General features: G+C 65.8%; 14 protein-coding genes. 1 reads left to right on the top strand and 13 read right to left on the bottom strand.

The window, feature by feature from the left end; translation table 11 throughout:
- Positions 1-117 precede the first annotated feature (117 nt).
- The 8 genes from RIdsm_RS19285 to rpsL all read right to left on the bottom strand — a co-directional run bounded on the left by RIdsm_RS19285 (position 118) and on the right by rpsL (position 6,551).
- Entirely contained in the window at positions 118-414 is a 297-nt protein-coding gene (locus RIdsm_RS19285) for a 50S ribosomal protein L23 (RefSeq protein WP_057819273.1), read from the bottom strand.
- Positions 411-1,028 carry a 50S ribosomal protein L4 gene (rplD, locus tag RIdsm_RS19290; RefSeq protein WP_057819275.1) on the bottom strand — a complete coding sequence of 206 codons (618 nt, stop codon included), beginning with the start codon at positions 1,026-1,028 and terminating at the stop codon, positions 411-413. Before rplD ends, RIdsm_RS19285 begins: the two co-directional genes overlap by 4 nt.
- Positions 1,025-1,888: a 50S ribosomal protein L3 gene (rplC, locus tag RIdsm_RS19295; RefSeq protein WP_057819277.1), complete on the bottom strand. Its 864-nt coding sequence runs from the start codon at positions 1,886-1,888 to the stop codon at positions 1,025-1,027. Before rplC ends, rplD begins: the two co-directional genes overlap by 4 nt.
- A gap of 14 nt (positions 1,889-1,902) precedes the next feature.
- Positions 1,903-2,211 (bottom strand): 30S ribosomal protein S10, encoded by a 309-nt coding sequence (rpsJ, locus tag RIdsm_RS19300; protein WP_007817142.1) that lies wholly within the window; start codon positions 2,209-2,211, stop codon positions 1,903-1,905.
- An 82-nt stretch (positions 2,212-2,293) separates the two neighbouring features.
- A complete protein-coding gene (gene tuf, locus RIdsm_RS19305) occupies positions 2,294-3,469 on the bottom strand; it encodes an elongation factor Tu (RefSeq protein WP_151175212.1) in 1,176 nt (391 codons plus the stop codon).
- A gap of 83 nt (positions 3,470-3,552) precedes the next feature.
- Positions 3,553-5,676: an elongation factor G gene (gene fusA / locus RIdsm_RS19310; protein WP_057817980.1), complete on the bottom strand. Its 2,124-nt coding sequence runs from the start codon at positions 5,674-5,676 to the stop codon at positions 3,553-3,555.
- A 20-nt stretch (positions 5,677-5,696) separates the two neighbouring features.
- Positions 5,697-6,167 (bottom strand): 30S ribosomal protein S7, encoded by a 471-nt coding sequence (gene rpsG, locus RIdsm_RS19315; protein ID WP_057817982.1) that lies wholly within the window; start codon positions 6,165-6,167, stop codon positions 5,697-5,699.
- 12 nt (positions 6,168-6,179) lie between these two features.
- Positions 6,180-6,551 (bottom strand): 30S ribosomal protein S12, encoded by a 372-nt coding sequence (rpsL, locus tag RIdsm_RS19320; protein ID WP_057817984.1) that lies wholly within the window; start codon positions 6,549-6,551, stop codon positions 6,180-6,182.
- A gap of 397 nt (positions 6,552-6,948) precedes the next feature.
- Between rpsL and RIdsm_RS19325 the strand changes: the two genes are divergently transcribed.
- A complete protein-coding gene (locus RIdsm_RS19325; protein ID WP_057817986.1) occupies positions 6,949-7,800 on the top strand; it encodes a glycosyltransferase in 852 nt (283 codons plus the stop codon).
- Here the strand turns inward: RIdsm_RS19325 and RIdsm_RS19330 are convergent.
- The 5 genes from RIdsm_RS19330 to RIdsm_RS19350 all read right to left on the bottom strand — a co-directional run bounded on the left by RIdsm_RS19330 (position 7,733) and on the right by RIdsm_RS19350 (position 13,555).
- On the bottom strand, positions 7,733-8,635 hold the full coding sequence (locus RIdsm_RS19330; protein ID WP_057818245.1) for a DMT family transporter: 903 nt from the start codon (positions 8,633-8,635) through the stop codon (positions 7,733-7,735). The genes RIdsm_RS19325 and RIdsm_RS19330 overlap by 68 nt on opposite strands.
- Before the next feature lie 145 nt (positions 8,636-8,780).
- Positions 8,781-9,638 (bottom strand): hypothetical protein, encoded by an 858-nt coding sequence (locus RIdsm_RS19335; protein WP_057817988.1) that lies wholly within the window; start codon positions 9,636-9,638, stop codon positions 8,781-8,783.
- A gap of 129 nt (positions 9,639-9,767) precedes the next feature.
- Positions 9,768-10,544 (bottom strand): 3'(2'),5'-bisphosphate nucleotidase CysQ, encoded by a 777-nt coding sequence (locus RIdsm_RS19340; protein WP_057817990.1) that lies wholly within the window; start codon positions 10,542-10,544, stop codon positions 9,768-9,770.
- Positions 10,531-11,877: a TldD/PmbA family protein gene (locus RIdsm_RS19345; RefSeq protein ID WP_057817992.1), complete on the bottom strand. Its 1,347-nt coding sequence runs from the start codon at positions 11,875-11,877 to the stop codon at positions 10,531-10,533. The genes RIdsm_RS19340 and RIdsm_RS19345 overlap by 14 nt, the downstream gene beginning before the upstream one ends.
- Positions 11,878-12,004: 127 nt before the next feature.
- Positions 12,005-13,555, bottom strand: a complete 1,551-nt coding sequence (locus tag RIdsm_RS19350; RefSeq protein WP_057817994.1) for a DUF2125 domain-containing protein — start codon at positions 13,553-13,555, stop codon at positions 12,005-12,007.
- Positions 13,556-13,663 lie beyond the last annotated feature (108 nt).

Consider the following 13,663-nt stretch of genomic DNA (forward strand, 5'->3'; position numbering starts at 1 on the left):
CCGTTGGGCAGGTGCCAACTCACCAAACCCACCCAAATGAAAAAACCCCGGCCACGTCACGCGGCCGGGGTTCTATCTCTCACAAGGCCGGGCCAACCCCCGACCAACGTCACCCGATCAAAGACCGGTGGTCACGTCGATCGTGTTGCCTTCCTCAAGCGTCACATACGCCTTCTTGACGTCCTTCCGCGTGCCCTTGATGCCGCGGAAGCGCTTGTTCTTGCCCTTGGTGATCGTGGTGTTCACAGCCTTCACCTTCACACCGAAGAGCGCCTCGATGGCCTCCTTGATCTGCGGCTTGGAGCTGTCGATATCCACCTCGAAGACCACCGCGCCGGCTTCCGACGCCATGGTGGATTTCTCGGTGATCACCGGCTTGCGGATCACGTCGTAATGTTCCGGTTTCGCGCTCATTTCAGTCGAGCCTCCAGTGCTTCGACACCCGCCTTCGTGATCACCAGCGTGTCACGCTTGAGGATGTCATAGACATTCGCGCCCATGCTCGGCAGCACATCGAGACCCTCGATGTTGGCCGCCGCGCGGGCGAATTCCTGGTTCACCTCGGCCCCGTCGATGATCAGCGCGCGCTTCCAGCCCAGATCCTTGACCTGCTTGGCCAGTTCCTTGGTCTTGGAAATGCCGTCCGCCGACTCGATCACCACCAGCTCGCCGGCTTTCGCCTTGGCGCTCAGGGCATGCTTGAGCCCCAGCTTGCGCACCTTCTTGGGCAGTTCATGCGCATGGCTGCGCGGAACCGGGCCCTTGTAGATGCCGCCCTTGCGGAAGATCGGCGCGTTGCGGTCGCCGTGGCGGGCGCCACCGGTGCCCTTCTGGCGATAGATCTTCTTGGTCGAGTAGCTGGTCTCGGACCGGGTCTTGGCCTTGTGCGTCCCCTGCTGCGCCTTGTTGCGCTGCCAGCGGACGACGCGGTGAAGAATGTCGGCGCGGGGGTCCAGGCCGAAGATCTCTTCGCCCAGATCGACCGAGCCGGCTTTCCCGCCGTCCAGTTTGATCACGTCGAGTTTCATTCCTCGCCTTCCTTCTTCTCACCGTCATCGTCGCCCTTGTCGGCTTCGATGTCGGCCTCGGCTTCCTTCAGCGCCTCGGCTTCGGCCGCGGCCTGCTCTTCGGCAAGGCGCTTGGCTTCGGCTTCGGCCTCGGCAGCGGCGGCGGCAGCGGCTTCCTCGGCGGCCTTGGCGGCAGCTTCGGCTTCCGATTTCAGGGCCGCGGGCAGGATCGCGCTTTCCGGGAACGGTTTCTTGACCGCGTCCTTGATCGTGACCCAGCCACCTTTCGAGCCCGGAACCGCGCCCTTGACCATGATCAGGCCACGGTCGGCGTCGGTCTTGACGACCTGAAGGTTCTGCGTGGTCACGCGGGCAGCGCCCATGTGGCCGGCCATCTTCTTGCCCTTGAACACCTTGCCCGGGTCCTGACACTGACCGGTCGAGCCGTGGGCCCGGTGGCTGATCGACACACCGTGGCTGGCGCGCAGGCCGCCGAAGTTGTGCCGCTTCATGCCGCCCTGGAAGCCCTTACCGATCGAGGTGCCCGACACGTCGACGAACTGACCTTCGAAGTAATGGTTCGCGGTGATTTCCTCACCCACGTCGATCATGTTCTCGGGCGCCACGCGGAATTCCGCGATCTTGCGCTTGGGCTCGACCTTGGCGGCGGCGAAATGGCCACGCATGGCCTTCGTGGTCCGCTTGACCTTGGCGGTGCCGGCACCCAGCTGAACAGCCGAATAGCCATGGCTCTCGGCGGTGCGCTGAGCGACCACCTGAAGCTTGTCCAGTTGAAGAACGGTCACGGGGATCTGCTTCCCGTCCTCCATGAAAAGCCGGGTCATGCCGACTTTCTTTGCGATTACGCCAGAGCGCAACATATCGTTACCCTCCCTTAAACCGAAATCTGAACGTCCACGCCCGCGGCGAGGTCGAGCTTCATCAGCGCGTCCACGGTCTGCGGGGTGGGGTCGACGATGTCGAGAAGACGCTTGTGCGTGCGGATCTCGAACTGGTCGCGGGATTTCTTGTTCACGTGCGGGCCACGCAGAACGGTGAATTTCTCGATCTTGTTCGGCAGCGGGATCGGCCCACGTACCTCGGCACCGGTCCGTTTGGCGGTGTTGACGATCTCCTGCGTGCTGGCATCCAGTACGCGGTAGTCAAATGCCTTCAGCCGAATGCGAATGTTTTGGCTTTGCATTGGGGTAGCCTTTCGCGGCGTTGGAGTTGATAGGAGGAAGGCCGGACCACCCGGCCTCCCTCGTCGAACCCTTTGGGTATTCTTACTCGATGATCTTCGAGACGACGCCCGAGCCGACGGTGCGGCCGCCTTCGCGGATGGCGAAGCGGAGACCGTCTTCCATGGCGATCGGCGCGATCAGCTCGACCGAGAACTTCAGGTTGTCGCCGGGCATGACCATCTCGGTGCCCTCGGGCAGGGTCACGGTGCCGGTCACGTCCGTCGTCCGGAAGTAGAACTGCGGGCGGTAGTTGGCGAAGAACGGCGTGTGACGGCCGCCTTCATCCTTCGTCAGGATGTAGACCTCGCACTCGAACTTGGTGTGCGGCGTGACCGATTTCGGCTTGCACAGCACCTGGCCGCGCTGGATATCGTCACGGTCGACACCGCGCAGCAGCGCGCCGATGTTGTCGCCGGCCTCACCGCGGTCGAGCAGCTTGCGGAACATCTCGACGCCCGTGCAGGTCGTCTTCTTGGTGTCCTTGATGCCGACGATCTCGATCTCGTCACCGACGTTGATCACGCCACGCTCGACACGGCCGGTCACAACCGTCCCGCGGCCGGAAATCGAGAACACGTCCTCGATCGGCATCAGGAACGGCTGGTCGACGGCACGCTCGGGGGTGGGGATGTACTCGTCGACGGCGGCCATCAGCTCGGCGATCTTGTCCTTGCCGATGTTGTCGTCGCGGTCTTCCAGCGCGGCCAGGGCCGAGCCTGCCACGATCGGAATGTCGTCGCCCGGGAAGTCGTACTCGCTGAGCAGTTCGCGCACTTCCATTTCCACCAGCTCGAGCAGCTCCTCGTCGTCGACCTGGTCGACCTTGTTGAGGAACACCACCAGCGCGGGCACGCCGACCTGGCGGGCCAGCAGGATGTGCTCGCGGGTCTGCGGCATCGGGCCGTCAGCGGCGTTCACCACCAGGATCGCGCCGTCCATCTGGGCGGCACCGGTGATCATGTTCTTCACGTAGTCGGCGTGGCCGGGGCAGTCGACGTGGGCGTAGTGGCGCGCCTCGGTCTCGTACTCCACGTGCGCCGTCGAGATGGTGATCCCGCGGGCTTTCTCTTCCGGCGCCGCGTCGATCTGGTCGTACGCGCGGAACTCGCCGTATTGCTTCGTGATCGCCGCGGTCAGCGTCGTCTTGCCGTGGTCAACGTGCCCAATCGTGCCGATGTTCACGTGCGGTTTCGAACGGTCAAACTTTTCCTTTGCCATGATGGCCTCCTTGTCTTTTCGGGTGCCGGGCTGAAGCCCGGCCTACGGTGGGTGGGTAGGCCGGGCTTCAGCCCGGCATCCCGTTAAGCGTATTTCGCCTGGATCTCGTCCGAGATGTTCTGCGGGACGGGATCGTAATGCGAGAACTGCATCGTGAACTGCGCGCGGCCCGAAGACATCGAACGCAGCGTGTTGATATAGCCGAACATGTTGGCCAGCGGCACGTTCGCGTTGATCGCGATGGCGTTGCCGCGGGGCTCCTGCCCCGACACCTGGCCGCGCCGCGACGTAAGGTCACCGATGACGTTGCCGGTATATTCCTCCGGCGAGATCACCTCGACCTTCATGACGGGCTCGAGCAGCTTGGCGCCGGCCTTGCGAAGGCCTTCCCGCATGCACATCCGGGCGGCGATCTCGAAGGCCATGACCGACGAGTCGACGTCGTGGTACTTGCCGTCGATCAGCGCGACCTTGAAGTCGATCACCGGGAAGCCGGCCAGCGGGCCGCTGTCCATGACGCTCTCGATGCCCTTCTCGACGCCGGGGATGTATTCCTTCGGCACCGAGCCACCGACGATGCGGCTCTCGAAGCTGTAGCCTTCGCCCGCCTCGGTGGGGCTGATGATCATCTTCACCTCGGCGAACTGACCCGAACCACCCGACTGTTTCTTGTGGGTGTAGGTGTGTTCGATCTCGTGACCGATGGTCTCGCGATAGGCCACCTGCGGCGCGCCGATATTGGCGTCCACCTTGAACTCGCGCTTCAGACGGTCGACGAGGATGTCGAGGTGAAGTTCGCCCATGCCCTTCATGATGGTCTGGCCCGACTCGAGGTCGGTCTCGACGCGGAAGGACGGGTCTTCGGCGGCAAGCCGCGCCAGGCCCTGGCTCATCTTCTCCTGGTCGCCTTTCGTCTTCGGCTCCACGGCGATCTCGATCACCGGGTCCGGGAAGGTCATGGTTTCCAGAACGACCTGCGCTTTCGGATCGCACAGCGTGTCACCGGTGGTGGTGTCCTTCAGACCCGCCAGCGCGATGATGTCGCCCGCGAACGCTTCCTCGATCTCCTCGCGGTTGTTCGAGTGCATCATCATCATCCGGCCAATGCGCTCTTTCTTGCCCTTGGTCGAGTTCTGGATGTTGTCGCCTTTCTTCAGAACGCCCGAATAGATCCGGGTGAAGGTCAGCGAGCCCACGAACGGGTCGTTCATGATCTTGAACGCGAGGCCCGAGAACGGCATCGTGTCATCGGCGCGGCGCGCGATGTTGCGGGTCTCGGTTTCGTCATCCGGCGCGAAGCCCATGTAATCGACCACGTCCATCGGGCTGGGCAGATAGTCGACCACGGCGTTCAGCAGCGGCTGGACACCCTTGTTCTTGAAGGCCGAGCCGCCAAGAACCGGAACGAAGCTCAGCGACAGGCAGCCCTGGCGGATCAGTTTCCGCAGGGTCGGCACGTCGGGTTCGTTGCCTTCCAGGTATTCCATCATCGCGTCGTCGTCCATTTCGACGGCGTTCTCGACCAGCTTGGCGCGCCATTCGTCGGCCTGATCCTTGAGCTCGTCACGGATCGGCTGACGGTACCAGGTCGCACCCAGGTCTTCCCCGCGCCACACCCATTCTTCCATGGTGACGAGGTCGATGATGCCTTCCAGCTCGTTCTCGGCACCGATCGGCATGGCGATCGGCACGGCGCGTGCGCCGGTGCGGCTTTCGATCATCTCGACGCAGTTGAAGAAGTCGGCGCCGATCTTGTCCATCTTGTTGACGAAGACGATGCGCGGAACCTTGTAGCGGTCGGCCTGGCGCCACACCGTCTCGGTCTGGGGTTCGACACCGGCGTTGGCGTCAAGCACGCAGATCGCGCCGTCGAGAACGGCCAGCGAGCGCTCGACCTCGATGGTGAAGTCGACGTGGCCGGGCGTGTCGATGATGTTCATGCGGTACTTGGTGTCCGACATGCCTTCGTTGGTGGGGTCTTCCTGCCACTGCCAGAAGGTCGTCGTCGCGGCCGACGTGATGGTGATGCCGCGTTCCTGTTCCTGCTCCATCCAGTCCATGGTCGCGGCGCCGTCATGCACCTCGCCCAGGGCGTGGGATTTGCCGGTGTAGAACAGGATGCGTTCAGAACACGTGGTCTTGCCGGCATCGATGTGGGCCATGATGCCGAAGTTGCGGTAGCGTTCCAGCGGATAATCGCGTGCCATGTCTCAAATGCCTCTAGGTGTTACCAGCGGTAGTGGCTGAAGGCCTTGTTGGCTTCGGCCATCTTGTGGGTGTCTTCGCGCTTCTTCACGGCCGAACCGCGGCTGTTCACAGCATCCAGCAGCTCGCCGGCGAGGCGTTCTTCCATGGTGTTCTCGTTGCGGGCGCGCGATGCGTTGATCAGCCAGCGGATGGCCAGGGCCTCGCGGCGTTCCGGGCGAACCTCGACCGGCACCTGGTAGGTGGCGCCACCAACCCGGCGCGAGCGAACCTCGACCGACGGCTTGATGTTGTCGAGCGCCTCGTGGAAGATCTCGACGGGCGCGCGCTTGACCTTGTCCTCGACGCGGTCGAGCGCATTGTAGACAATCTGTTCAGCGACGGATTTCTTGCCGTCGATCATCAGGTTGTTCATGAATTTCGTCAGAACCCGGTCGCCGAACTTGGCGTCGGGAAGGATTTCGCGTTTTTCAGCAGCGTGACGGCGGGACATCTTCTCTTCCTCTTACTTCGGACGCTTGGCGCCGTATTTCGAGCGGCGCTGCTTACGATCCTTGACGCCTTGCGTGTCGAGCACGCCGCGCAGGATGTGGTAACGGACACCCGGAAGGTCTTTCACCCGGCCGCCGCGGATCAGGACGACAGAGTGCTCCTGAAGGTTGTGGCTTTCACCGGGGATGTAGCTGATGACCTCGTAGCCGTTGGTCAGGCGCACCTTGGCAACCTTCCGCATGGCCGAGTTCGGCTTCTTCGGCGTCGTGGTGTAGACGCGCGTGCAAACGCCACGCTTCTGCGGGCAGCCCTGCAGATGCATGGATTTGGTGGCTCTTGTTTTCGGCTGCCGCGGCTTGCGGATCAGCTGTTGGATCGTTGGCATTGGGTCTCTTTCCCCGTCTCTCAACACATGTGTCTGCACGGGCATCCCCGTGCGGGTTTCATCAAAATGCGCGCCTTGCGCGTCCGCAAAACACGACGACCGCACTCGTACCCTGCAACCTGCTGGTACGACGCGGTGGGATTCCAGAGGATCGGGGCGCTCACCGCCCGGATCATGACCACTACAGTTCTGATATCGGCCCACGGGGAAGACCCCTTTGGCCGGGATGGAGCGGCGTATAGGCGGAGTCGGATTCGTTGTCAACAGCCTCGCGCGCAGTCTTGCGCGCGGGGGCGGGCCGCTGCCACATCGCCCCGGCCGCGCATTCCCGGTTGCCCGGCCAGCCCGCTCGTGCGATGTCTCGAACGATTTTGCAACTCAGTGATTTCGAGGCCGCGTGCGTATCATAGGCGTCTGTCGATTCTCCTACCCCGGCGTCGGGGGTGGCTTCAAGCGCGACCACGAAACCGCGGCCGATCGCGCCGCGCTGCTCTACGCGCCGGACCGGATGGAAGACCGGTTCCGGCATTTCGAGGCGCTCACCCTGCCCTCTCTCGCGGCCCAGCACGACGACGACTTCACCTTCCTGATCGTCATCGGCACCAGCCTGCCCGCGCGCTGGCGCGACCGGTTGCACGACCTCACCGCCCCGGTGCCCCAGGTCAAGGTCGTCGCGAAGGAGGATGACGCCTATCACCAGATCAGGGCGCTGCGCTCGGCGGTCCATCAGGAGGTTGCCCCGAACCCTGTCGAGACCGTCCAGTTCCGGCTCGACGACGACGACGCCGTCGCGCTTGGCTTCACCGCCCGGCTGAGACAGATCTGGACCGACACGGCGCCCTTGCGCGCGGCGCACCCCTCGCTCGCGGTCGATTTCAACATGGGCCGCATCGCGCGGCTGTCGGCGCAGGGCATCGCCACGCGGCAGGTCGTGCCGCCCTTCTGGTCCTGCGGGATGGCGGGGATGTTCCGGGCGGGCGCGACGGATGCGCTGATCCAGTATCCGCATCACCGCATCCACACCTTCATGCCCACGCTCGTCTACCCGGGCGAGGAGATGTTCCTGCGCGGCGTCCACGACGACAACGATTCCACCTCCGACAAGGCGCCCGACAACCGCCCGCTCTTCCAGAACCTCCAGCCGCTCGACGACGACGGGCGCCGCCACTTCCGCGACACGTTCAATGTCGACGAAGCGCTTGTACGGCGTATTTTCTCCGCGCCTGCCGGGACTCCCGGTACAGCGTGAAAAGCCCGCTGCCCGACACGATCGCGGCCCCGACAAGCGTGATCGTCTCGGGCCAGTCTCCGAAGGCCAGCCAGCCAAGCACCAGCGCCCAGATCAGCCCGGTATAGCGGAACGGCGCGGTGAAGCCGATCTCGCCAACCCGCATCACCATGATCGAGAACAGGTAGCCCCCAATGATCATGACTGACGCCCCGACCGTCAGGCCCAGCGCCCGGCCATCCATCTGCGCCCACTCGCCGGCCAGGCTGCCCAGGCCGAAAAACACCATGATCGCGGCCGAGGTGATCAGCGTCACCAGCATCGACGGCGTCTCCTTCGACAGCCTGCGCGTCGACAGGTCCCTCAGCGTCACGAAACCCACCGCGGTCAGGGCGTAGAGCGAGAAGACGTTGAAATCCGACGCACCGGGCCGCACGATCAGCAGCACGCCCCCGAACCCCACCACGATCGCCGCCAGCCGTTTCCACCCCACCGGCTCGCGCAGGAAGACGGCGGCCGCCAGCGTGATCGTCAGCGGCAGCGCCGCCAGGATCGAGGTCACGTTGGCCAATGGCATGTTGAAGAGCGCGGTCAGGAAGAAATAGGCCGCCCCCGTCTCGCCCACGGTGCGCCACAGGATGATCCACCAATCGCGCCGCGGCACCCGCGCCCCGAAGGCGCCCATCCGCCACGCGATCACCGCCACCGCGGCGGTGGTGAACACGCCGCGCAGGAACAGCAACTGGAACAGGGGAACATCCCCGGCCATCAGCTTCATCATGGTGTCGTTCAGCGTGAAACACGCCATCGACGCCATCATCAGAAGCGCACCGGTCAGGTTGTCGGATCGGGCCATGTTTCGGGGGTTCCCGGTGGTCTTGAAAGGCATCGGATCGCCCTGCGGGCGATCCGACCGAAGCGGGGGCCAGCCCCCGCACCCCCGGGATATTTCCACCAAGAAGAAAAGGCAATCGCGTTCGCGCCGCAAACCGGGCGCACGCTCAGATGTAGGGCGTCAGGTCGGCCTGCGGCGTGTTCCGCCCGTCGAAGAAATTGGGAGCCTTCGAAAAGGCGGTGGTCGCATTCGCGTTGACAAGCTGCTGGAACAGCTGGAAATCCGGGCCGCCCTTGCGGATGCGCGACAGCTGCACGGGCGAGGTGATCTCGGTGAACTGCAATTCCACCTGCACGCCCGGGCTGGCCTGGCAGGCGCCCTTGTAGGTCATGAAATCCTGCGTGATATCGACCTCGCGCAGCACGATCGCGCCGTAGTCGTAAAACCCGCCCGCGCCATTGTCGACCAGGTAGCACAGGTAGCTGCAGGTGATCGCCTTGTAGGTCTGGCCCGCCCCGTGCGCGGCAAAGACAAGCTGGCCCATCGCCTCGAGCCAAGTGCCGAAATCCGTGCCGATCTTCGCCCCCGGCGCCACCTTGGCCTTGGCCAGCATCTGCAGGAAGGTGCCGGCCAGGTCGGTGCCCGCCACCGTGTTCGAATACTGCTTCCTCACCGTCGGGCCGACGGCGAGGTCAGGCAGGTGGCCGACCACGGTGTTCCAGAGGTTGATATCCAGAAGCTGGCTGTCCACCGTCGGATAGTTCGCCGTCATGTACCCGTGGATCAGCCCGCCCATCCCCATCAGGTTGTCGGCATTCTCCTGCATCATCGCGGCATACTGGCTGCCGGTCGGGGTCTCGGCGATGACATGATACTGCACCATCCCCTTGTCCGTGGCGATGGCGCTGTCGGGCGTGGCGGTAGGCGCGGCCGCCACGGCCAGCGCCTGTGTCGCGGCGGCATAGCGCGCGGCGCTGTGCTCCGCCTCGAAACCCGCGATATCGAAGTCCGGTCGGTCTGTCATGGGTGTCATCCTCGCTGAAAAAGCCCCCGCGAGGCAGCCCGTAAGGGCTGACGAGCCCCGCCCCCTGCAATCCGATCAATCAAAGATTGCAGACAGGATGAACCAATAACCCCAGATTGTATAGCCCCTTCAGATCACCAGCGCCCCGGTGATCGCCCCGTGCAGCGCCGGGTTGGCCGCCACCACGCCGTTGACCTGCGGGTGGGGGTTGTTGAAGACCAGCCGCTCCCCCGCCCGGTCCGAGGTCGCCGCCCCCGCCTCGCGCAGGATCACGTCGCCGGCGGCCACGTCCCATTCCCATGTCGGGCGCAGGGTAAACATCGCATCGGCCCGGCCCTCGGCCACCACGCTCAGCCGATAGGCCAGCGACGGGCGGTAGATCCGCTTCACCTCCGGCACCGCCCCGCGCCAGTGCTGCGGCGCATAGACGGGCTTGGCGGCCAGCACCGACGCCCCGGTCAGCTCGCGCCGGTCCGACACATGCATCGCCACGCCGTTCAGCGTCGCCCCCTGCCCCGCGGCCGCGGCATACAGCTTGTCGCGCATCGGCAGGAACACCACCCCCGCCGTCACCACGCCATCCTCGACCACCGCCAACGAATGCGCCCAGGTGCCCGAGCCCTCGATGAAGCTCCGCGTCCCGTCGATCGGGTCGATGATGAAGGTGCGCCGGCAGCCCAGCCGCTCGGCCCCGTCCTCGCTCTCCTCCGACAGCCAGCCATACTCCGGCCGGGCCCCCCGCAGCACGGCCTCCAGCAGGTCGTTCACCGCAAGGTCGGCCTCCGTCACCGGGCCCAGGCCCCCGGGCTTGTCCCAGCGCTTGGCGGTCTCGGCGGCGAACCCCGCCGCAACCTCGCCCGCCTTGCGCGCCGCCTCGATCAGAAGGGACAGGTCACTCGCCGGCAAGCGTCAGCCCCTCGACCAGAACCGACGGCACCACGCGGCTCAGCCACGGCCGCGCATCATTGGCGGGCACCATGTTCAAGAGCATCTCCGGCAGATGCCCCGCGATGGTGCATTCGTTCACCGGATAGGCGATCTCGCCATTCTCCACCCAGAACCCCGAGGCCCCACGCGAATAGTCTCCCGTATTGGGGTTGATCGTCGCCCCGATCATCGAGGTCACCAGAAGCCCGGTGCCCATCTCCCGCATCAGTTCCTCTCGGCTCTGCGTGCCCTGGGTCATCTCGATATTCCACGCCCCCGGGCTCGGCGGCGCCGAGGTGCCGCGCTTGGCGTTGGCGGTGCTTTCCATCCCCAGCTTGCGGGCGGTCGAGAGGTCCAGGATCCACCCCGTCAGAACCCCCTTGTCGACCAACGCCCGCTTCCGCGTCGGCAGCCCCTCGGCATCGAACGGGCGCGAGCCCGGCACGCGCGGGCGGTGCGGATCCTCGATCAGGCTCAGCCCCCCGGGCAGCACCTGCTCGCCCAGCTTCCCGCGCAGCCACGACTGGCCGCGGGCCACGGCACTGCCATTCACGGCCCCCAGCAGGTGACCGATCAGCGACGACGCGATCCGCTCGTCGAACAGCACCGGGTAGGCGCCCGTCTTCGGCCGCTTCGCGCCCAGCAGCATGGCAGCGCGTTCACCCGCCACCCGGCCGATATCCTCGGCCCCGCGCAGGTCGGCGCGGAAGATGCGGCTGTCGCCGTCGCCGTCGCGCTGCATCCCCGTGCCGGTGCCGGCGATGGCCGAGCAATAGATCCCGCTATCGGTGCGCTCATAGCCTCCCGCGAAGCCGTTCGAGGCGGCCATATGCACCTCGCGCCGCGACCACGCGGCGGTCGACGACTGCACCTGGCTCACCCCCTCAACGCCCAGCGCCGCGGCCTCGGCCGCCAGCGCCTCCTGCTGCAGAACCTCCGGCGACGGCTCCTCCGCCGGATCGGCCAGCTGCAACCCCTCGGCGTCGCAGCCGAACCCCAGCTGATCCGCCTCCGCGAGGCCCGCATAGGGGTCTTCCGGCGCTTCCTTCGCCATCGCCACGGCCCGCTCGGCCAGCGTCGAAATCGTCTCCGCCCGCGTGTCCGAGGCCGAAACGCAAGCCTGCCGCCGCCCCACCAGCACCCGCAGGCCCATATCGGTGCCCTCCGACCGCTCGGCCTGCTCCAGCGCGCCCACGCGCACGTCGATCGTCACGGCACTGCCCTTCAGAGCGATGGCGTCGGCGGCATCCGCCCCCGCCTTGCGCGCCGCGTCGATCAAAGCCCCGGTGATGGTCTCCAGCGTGTCGGTCATGCCCTGCCTTTCCTGATTGCGCTGAACAGGTAGACCGCCGGGCCCGCCCGTGCAAGCCCGCGCCGGATGCAAGAAAGGCCGCGAGGCACCCCCCGCGGCCCTGTCCGGCCTGCCGGAATGGCAACCCCTAGCGCACGCGCTGCCCGTTGGCCTCGATCACGCCGCCCGGCTTCATTTCGATGGTCGAGGTCAGGGTATCCTCCCCCTCCCCCTTGACGGCGAAGAGGCCCATCATCATCCGCACCCCGCCGGCCTGGTCCTCGGGCAGCAACCGTGCGTCGACCAGCCGGTCGAGCAGCGCGTTGCCCCCCTCCAGCACCAGGTTGACCACACCCTCGGGCGCGGGGAACCCGTCAAAGGTCACCCAGTCGTCGTTGTCGAACGCGACATCCGCATCGCCCGTAAGCCGCGCCCCGGCGGCTTTCACAAGCAGGTTGCGCAGGTCGAGCCCCTGCAGCCGAACCGGAACGTCGCCGCTCTGCTCCAACGCCACCAGCGCCTCGATGTCCAGCAGGTCGACCAGCACGTCCAGCGCGACCGTCGCGTCAAACGCCAGCGCGGCGGGCTCCCGCGGCAACGCGCCGCCCGGGTCCAGCGTCGCCCAGATCCCTTCGCCAAGCTCCAGCCCGTCCAGCGTCAGCGCCAGCTCAGCCACGGAGGTTTCATCCGTGCGATTGACCGGGGCGGCAAGCCGGCCCTCCATCCCCGCAAGCCCGAACATCATGGGCACCGGCAGCATCTTCCCCGTCATCGCGAAATCCAGCCCGTCGAACGCCCCGTCCAGAACCAGCCCCGCTTCGTCGAACCGCAGATCGAACGCCTGCGCGCCAAGCTCATACGACTGCGTGCCGATCGCCTCGCCGTTGACGGTGATGTTGGTCTCCGCACGGGTGCTCTCGCTGCTCGAGGTCAGCGCCAGGCGCAGCCCGTCGCGCAGCCCCTCCGACAGGTTCGCAATCGACAGCCCGCGTGCGGGCAGCGCCGCCTCGATGGTCGTCCGCACCCCGGTTATCCGCTGCACCGAGTCCTGCGTCGTGGTTACAAGGCTCTCCCCATCGACAACCGGCGACTGGCCCTCCGATACCTGGCTGATCGTCATCTCCGGGTAATCGAACTCGGCCGTGAGCCCGAGCAGCTCGCCCTCGGTCAGGCGATAGGTGCCGGTCCCGCCGGCCATCGCGATATCCGCGTCGATGGTGGCCCCGCCAAGCTCCTCCGGAAAGGTGATCCGGACATCCTGCACAAGCTCGTCGAAAACCAGGTCGTAGCTCACGTCCCCCGGCGCGCCGCTGGCGGTCAGGGTCAGCCCCGTCCCCTCCTGGCTCAGCGTCCCGTCAAGCGCCTCGACCGATCCGTCCTCCTGCAGGAACTCCATCCGGGCGATGGCCTCCGACACGTCCGGATAAAGAACCGAAACCGTCCCGTCGCCGTTCTCCTCAAGCGTCACCCCGTTCGTCGTCAGCAACAGCCGGCCCCGCCCCTCGGCAAAGCTGAACCGGATCCCGAGCTCTTCGACGATCAGCCGGTCGCCCTCGCGCACGGGCTCCGCCGCGACCTCGGCGTTCAGCGCCTCGTAGGGCGCCATCATGTTCGCCCAGACATCCTCGGCACTGACATCCGCCGCCGCCGGCAACCCCGCCAGCCCGGCCGCCGCCACGGCCACGAAAAAACGCGTCATATTGATCTCTCCCTGCTCACCTTGCCCCTCCCGACGCCAGCCGCAAAAGACAGGGTCTGCCGCTATATCCTGTATGTTCTCCAGCCTCTAGCACGCGCTCGACCCCAA

The sequence above is a fragment of the Roseovarius indicus genome, from assembly GCF_008728195.1.
Lineage (GTDB): Bacteria > Pseudomonadota > Alphaproteobacteria > Rhodobacterales > Rhodobacteraceae > Roseovarius > Roseovarius indicus.

What these genes read in the sequence shown, in the direction of transcription:
- RIdsm_RS19285 (WP_057819273.1), bottom strand. Translation starts at nt 414, where the DNA reads ATGAGCGCGAAACCGGAACATTACGACGTGATCCGCAAGCCGGTGATC.
- rplD (WP_057819275.1), bottom strand. Translation starts at nt 1,028, where the DNA reads ATGAAACTCGACGTGATCAAACTGGACGGCGGGAAAGCCGGCTCGGTC.
- rplC (WP_057819277.1), bottom strand. Translation starts at nt 1,888, where the DNA reads ATGTTGCGCTCTGGCGTAATCGCAAAGAAAGTCGGCATGACCCGGCTT.
- rpsJ (WP_007817142.1), bottom strand. Translation starts at nt 2,211, where the DNA reads ATGCAAAGCCAAAACATTCGCATTCGGCTGAAGGCATTTGACTACCGC.
- tuf (WP_151175212.1), bottom strand. Translation starts at nt 3,469, where the DNA reads ATGGCAAAGGAAAAGTTTGACCGTTCGAAACCGCACGTGAACATCGGC.
- fusA (WP_057817980.1), bottom strand. Translation starts at nt 5,676, where the DNA reads ATGGCACGCGATTATCCGCTGGAACGCTACCGCAACTTCGGCATCATG.
- rpsG (WP_057817982.1), bottom strand. Translation starts at nt 6,167, where the DNA reads ATGTCCCGCCGTCACGCTGCTGAAAAACGCGAAATCCTTCCCGACGCC.
- rpsL (WP_057817984.1), bottom strand. Translation starts at nt 6,551, where the DNA reads ATGCCAACGATCCAACAGCTGATCCGCAAGCCGCGGCAGCCGAAAACA.
- RIdsm_RS19330 (WP_057818245.1), bottom strand. Translation starts at nt 8,635, where the DNA reads ATGGCCCGATCCGACAACCTGACCGGTGCGCTTCTGATGATGGCGTCG.
- RIdsm_RS19335 (WP_057817988.1), bottom strand. Translation starts at nt 9,638, where the DNA reads ATGACAGACCGACCGGACTTCGATATCGCGGGTTTCGAGGCGGAGCAC.
- RIdsm_RS19345 (WP_057817992.1), bottom strand. Translation starts at nt 11,877, where the DNA reads ATGACCGACACGCTGGAGACCATCACCGGGGCTTTGATCGACGCGGCG.
- RIdsm_RS19350 (WP_057817994.1), bottom strand. Translation starts at nt 13,555, where the DNA reads ATGACGCGTTTTTTCGTGGCCGTGGCGGCGGCCGGGCTGGCGGGGTTG.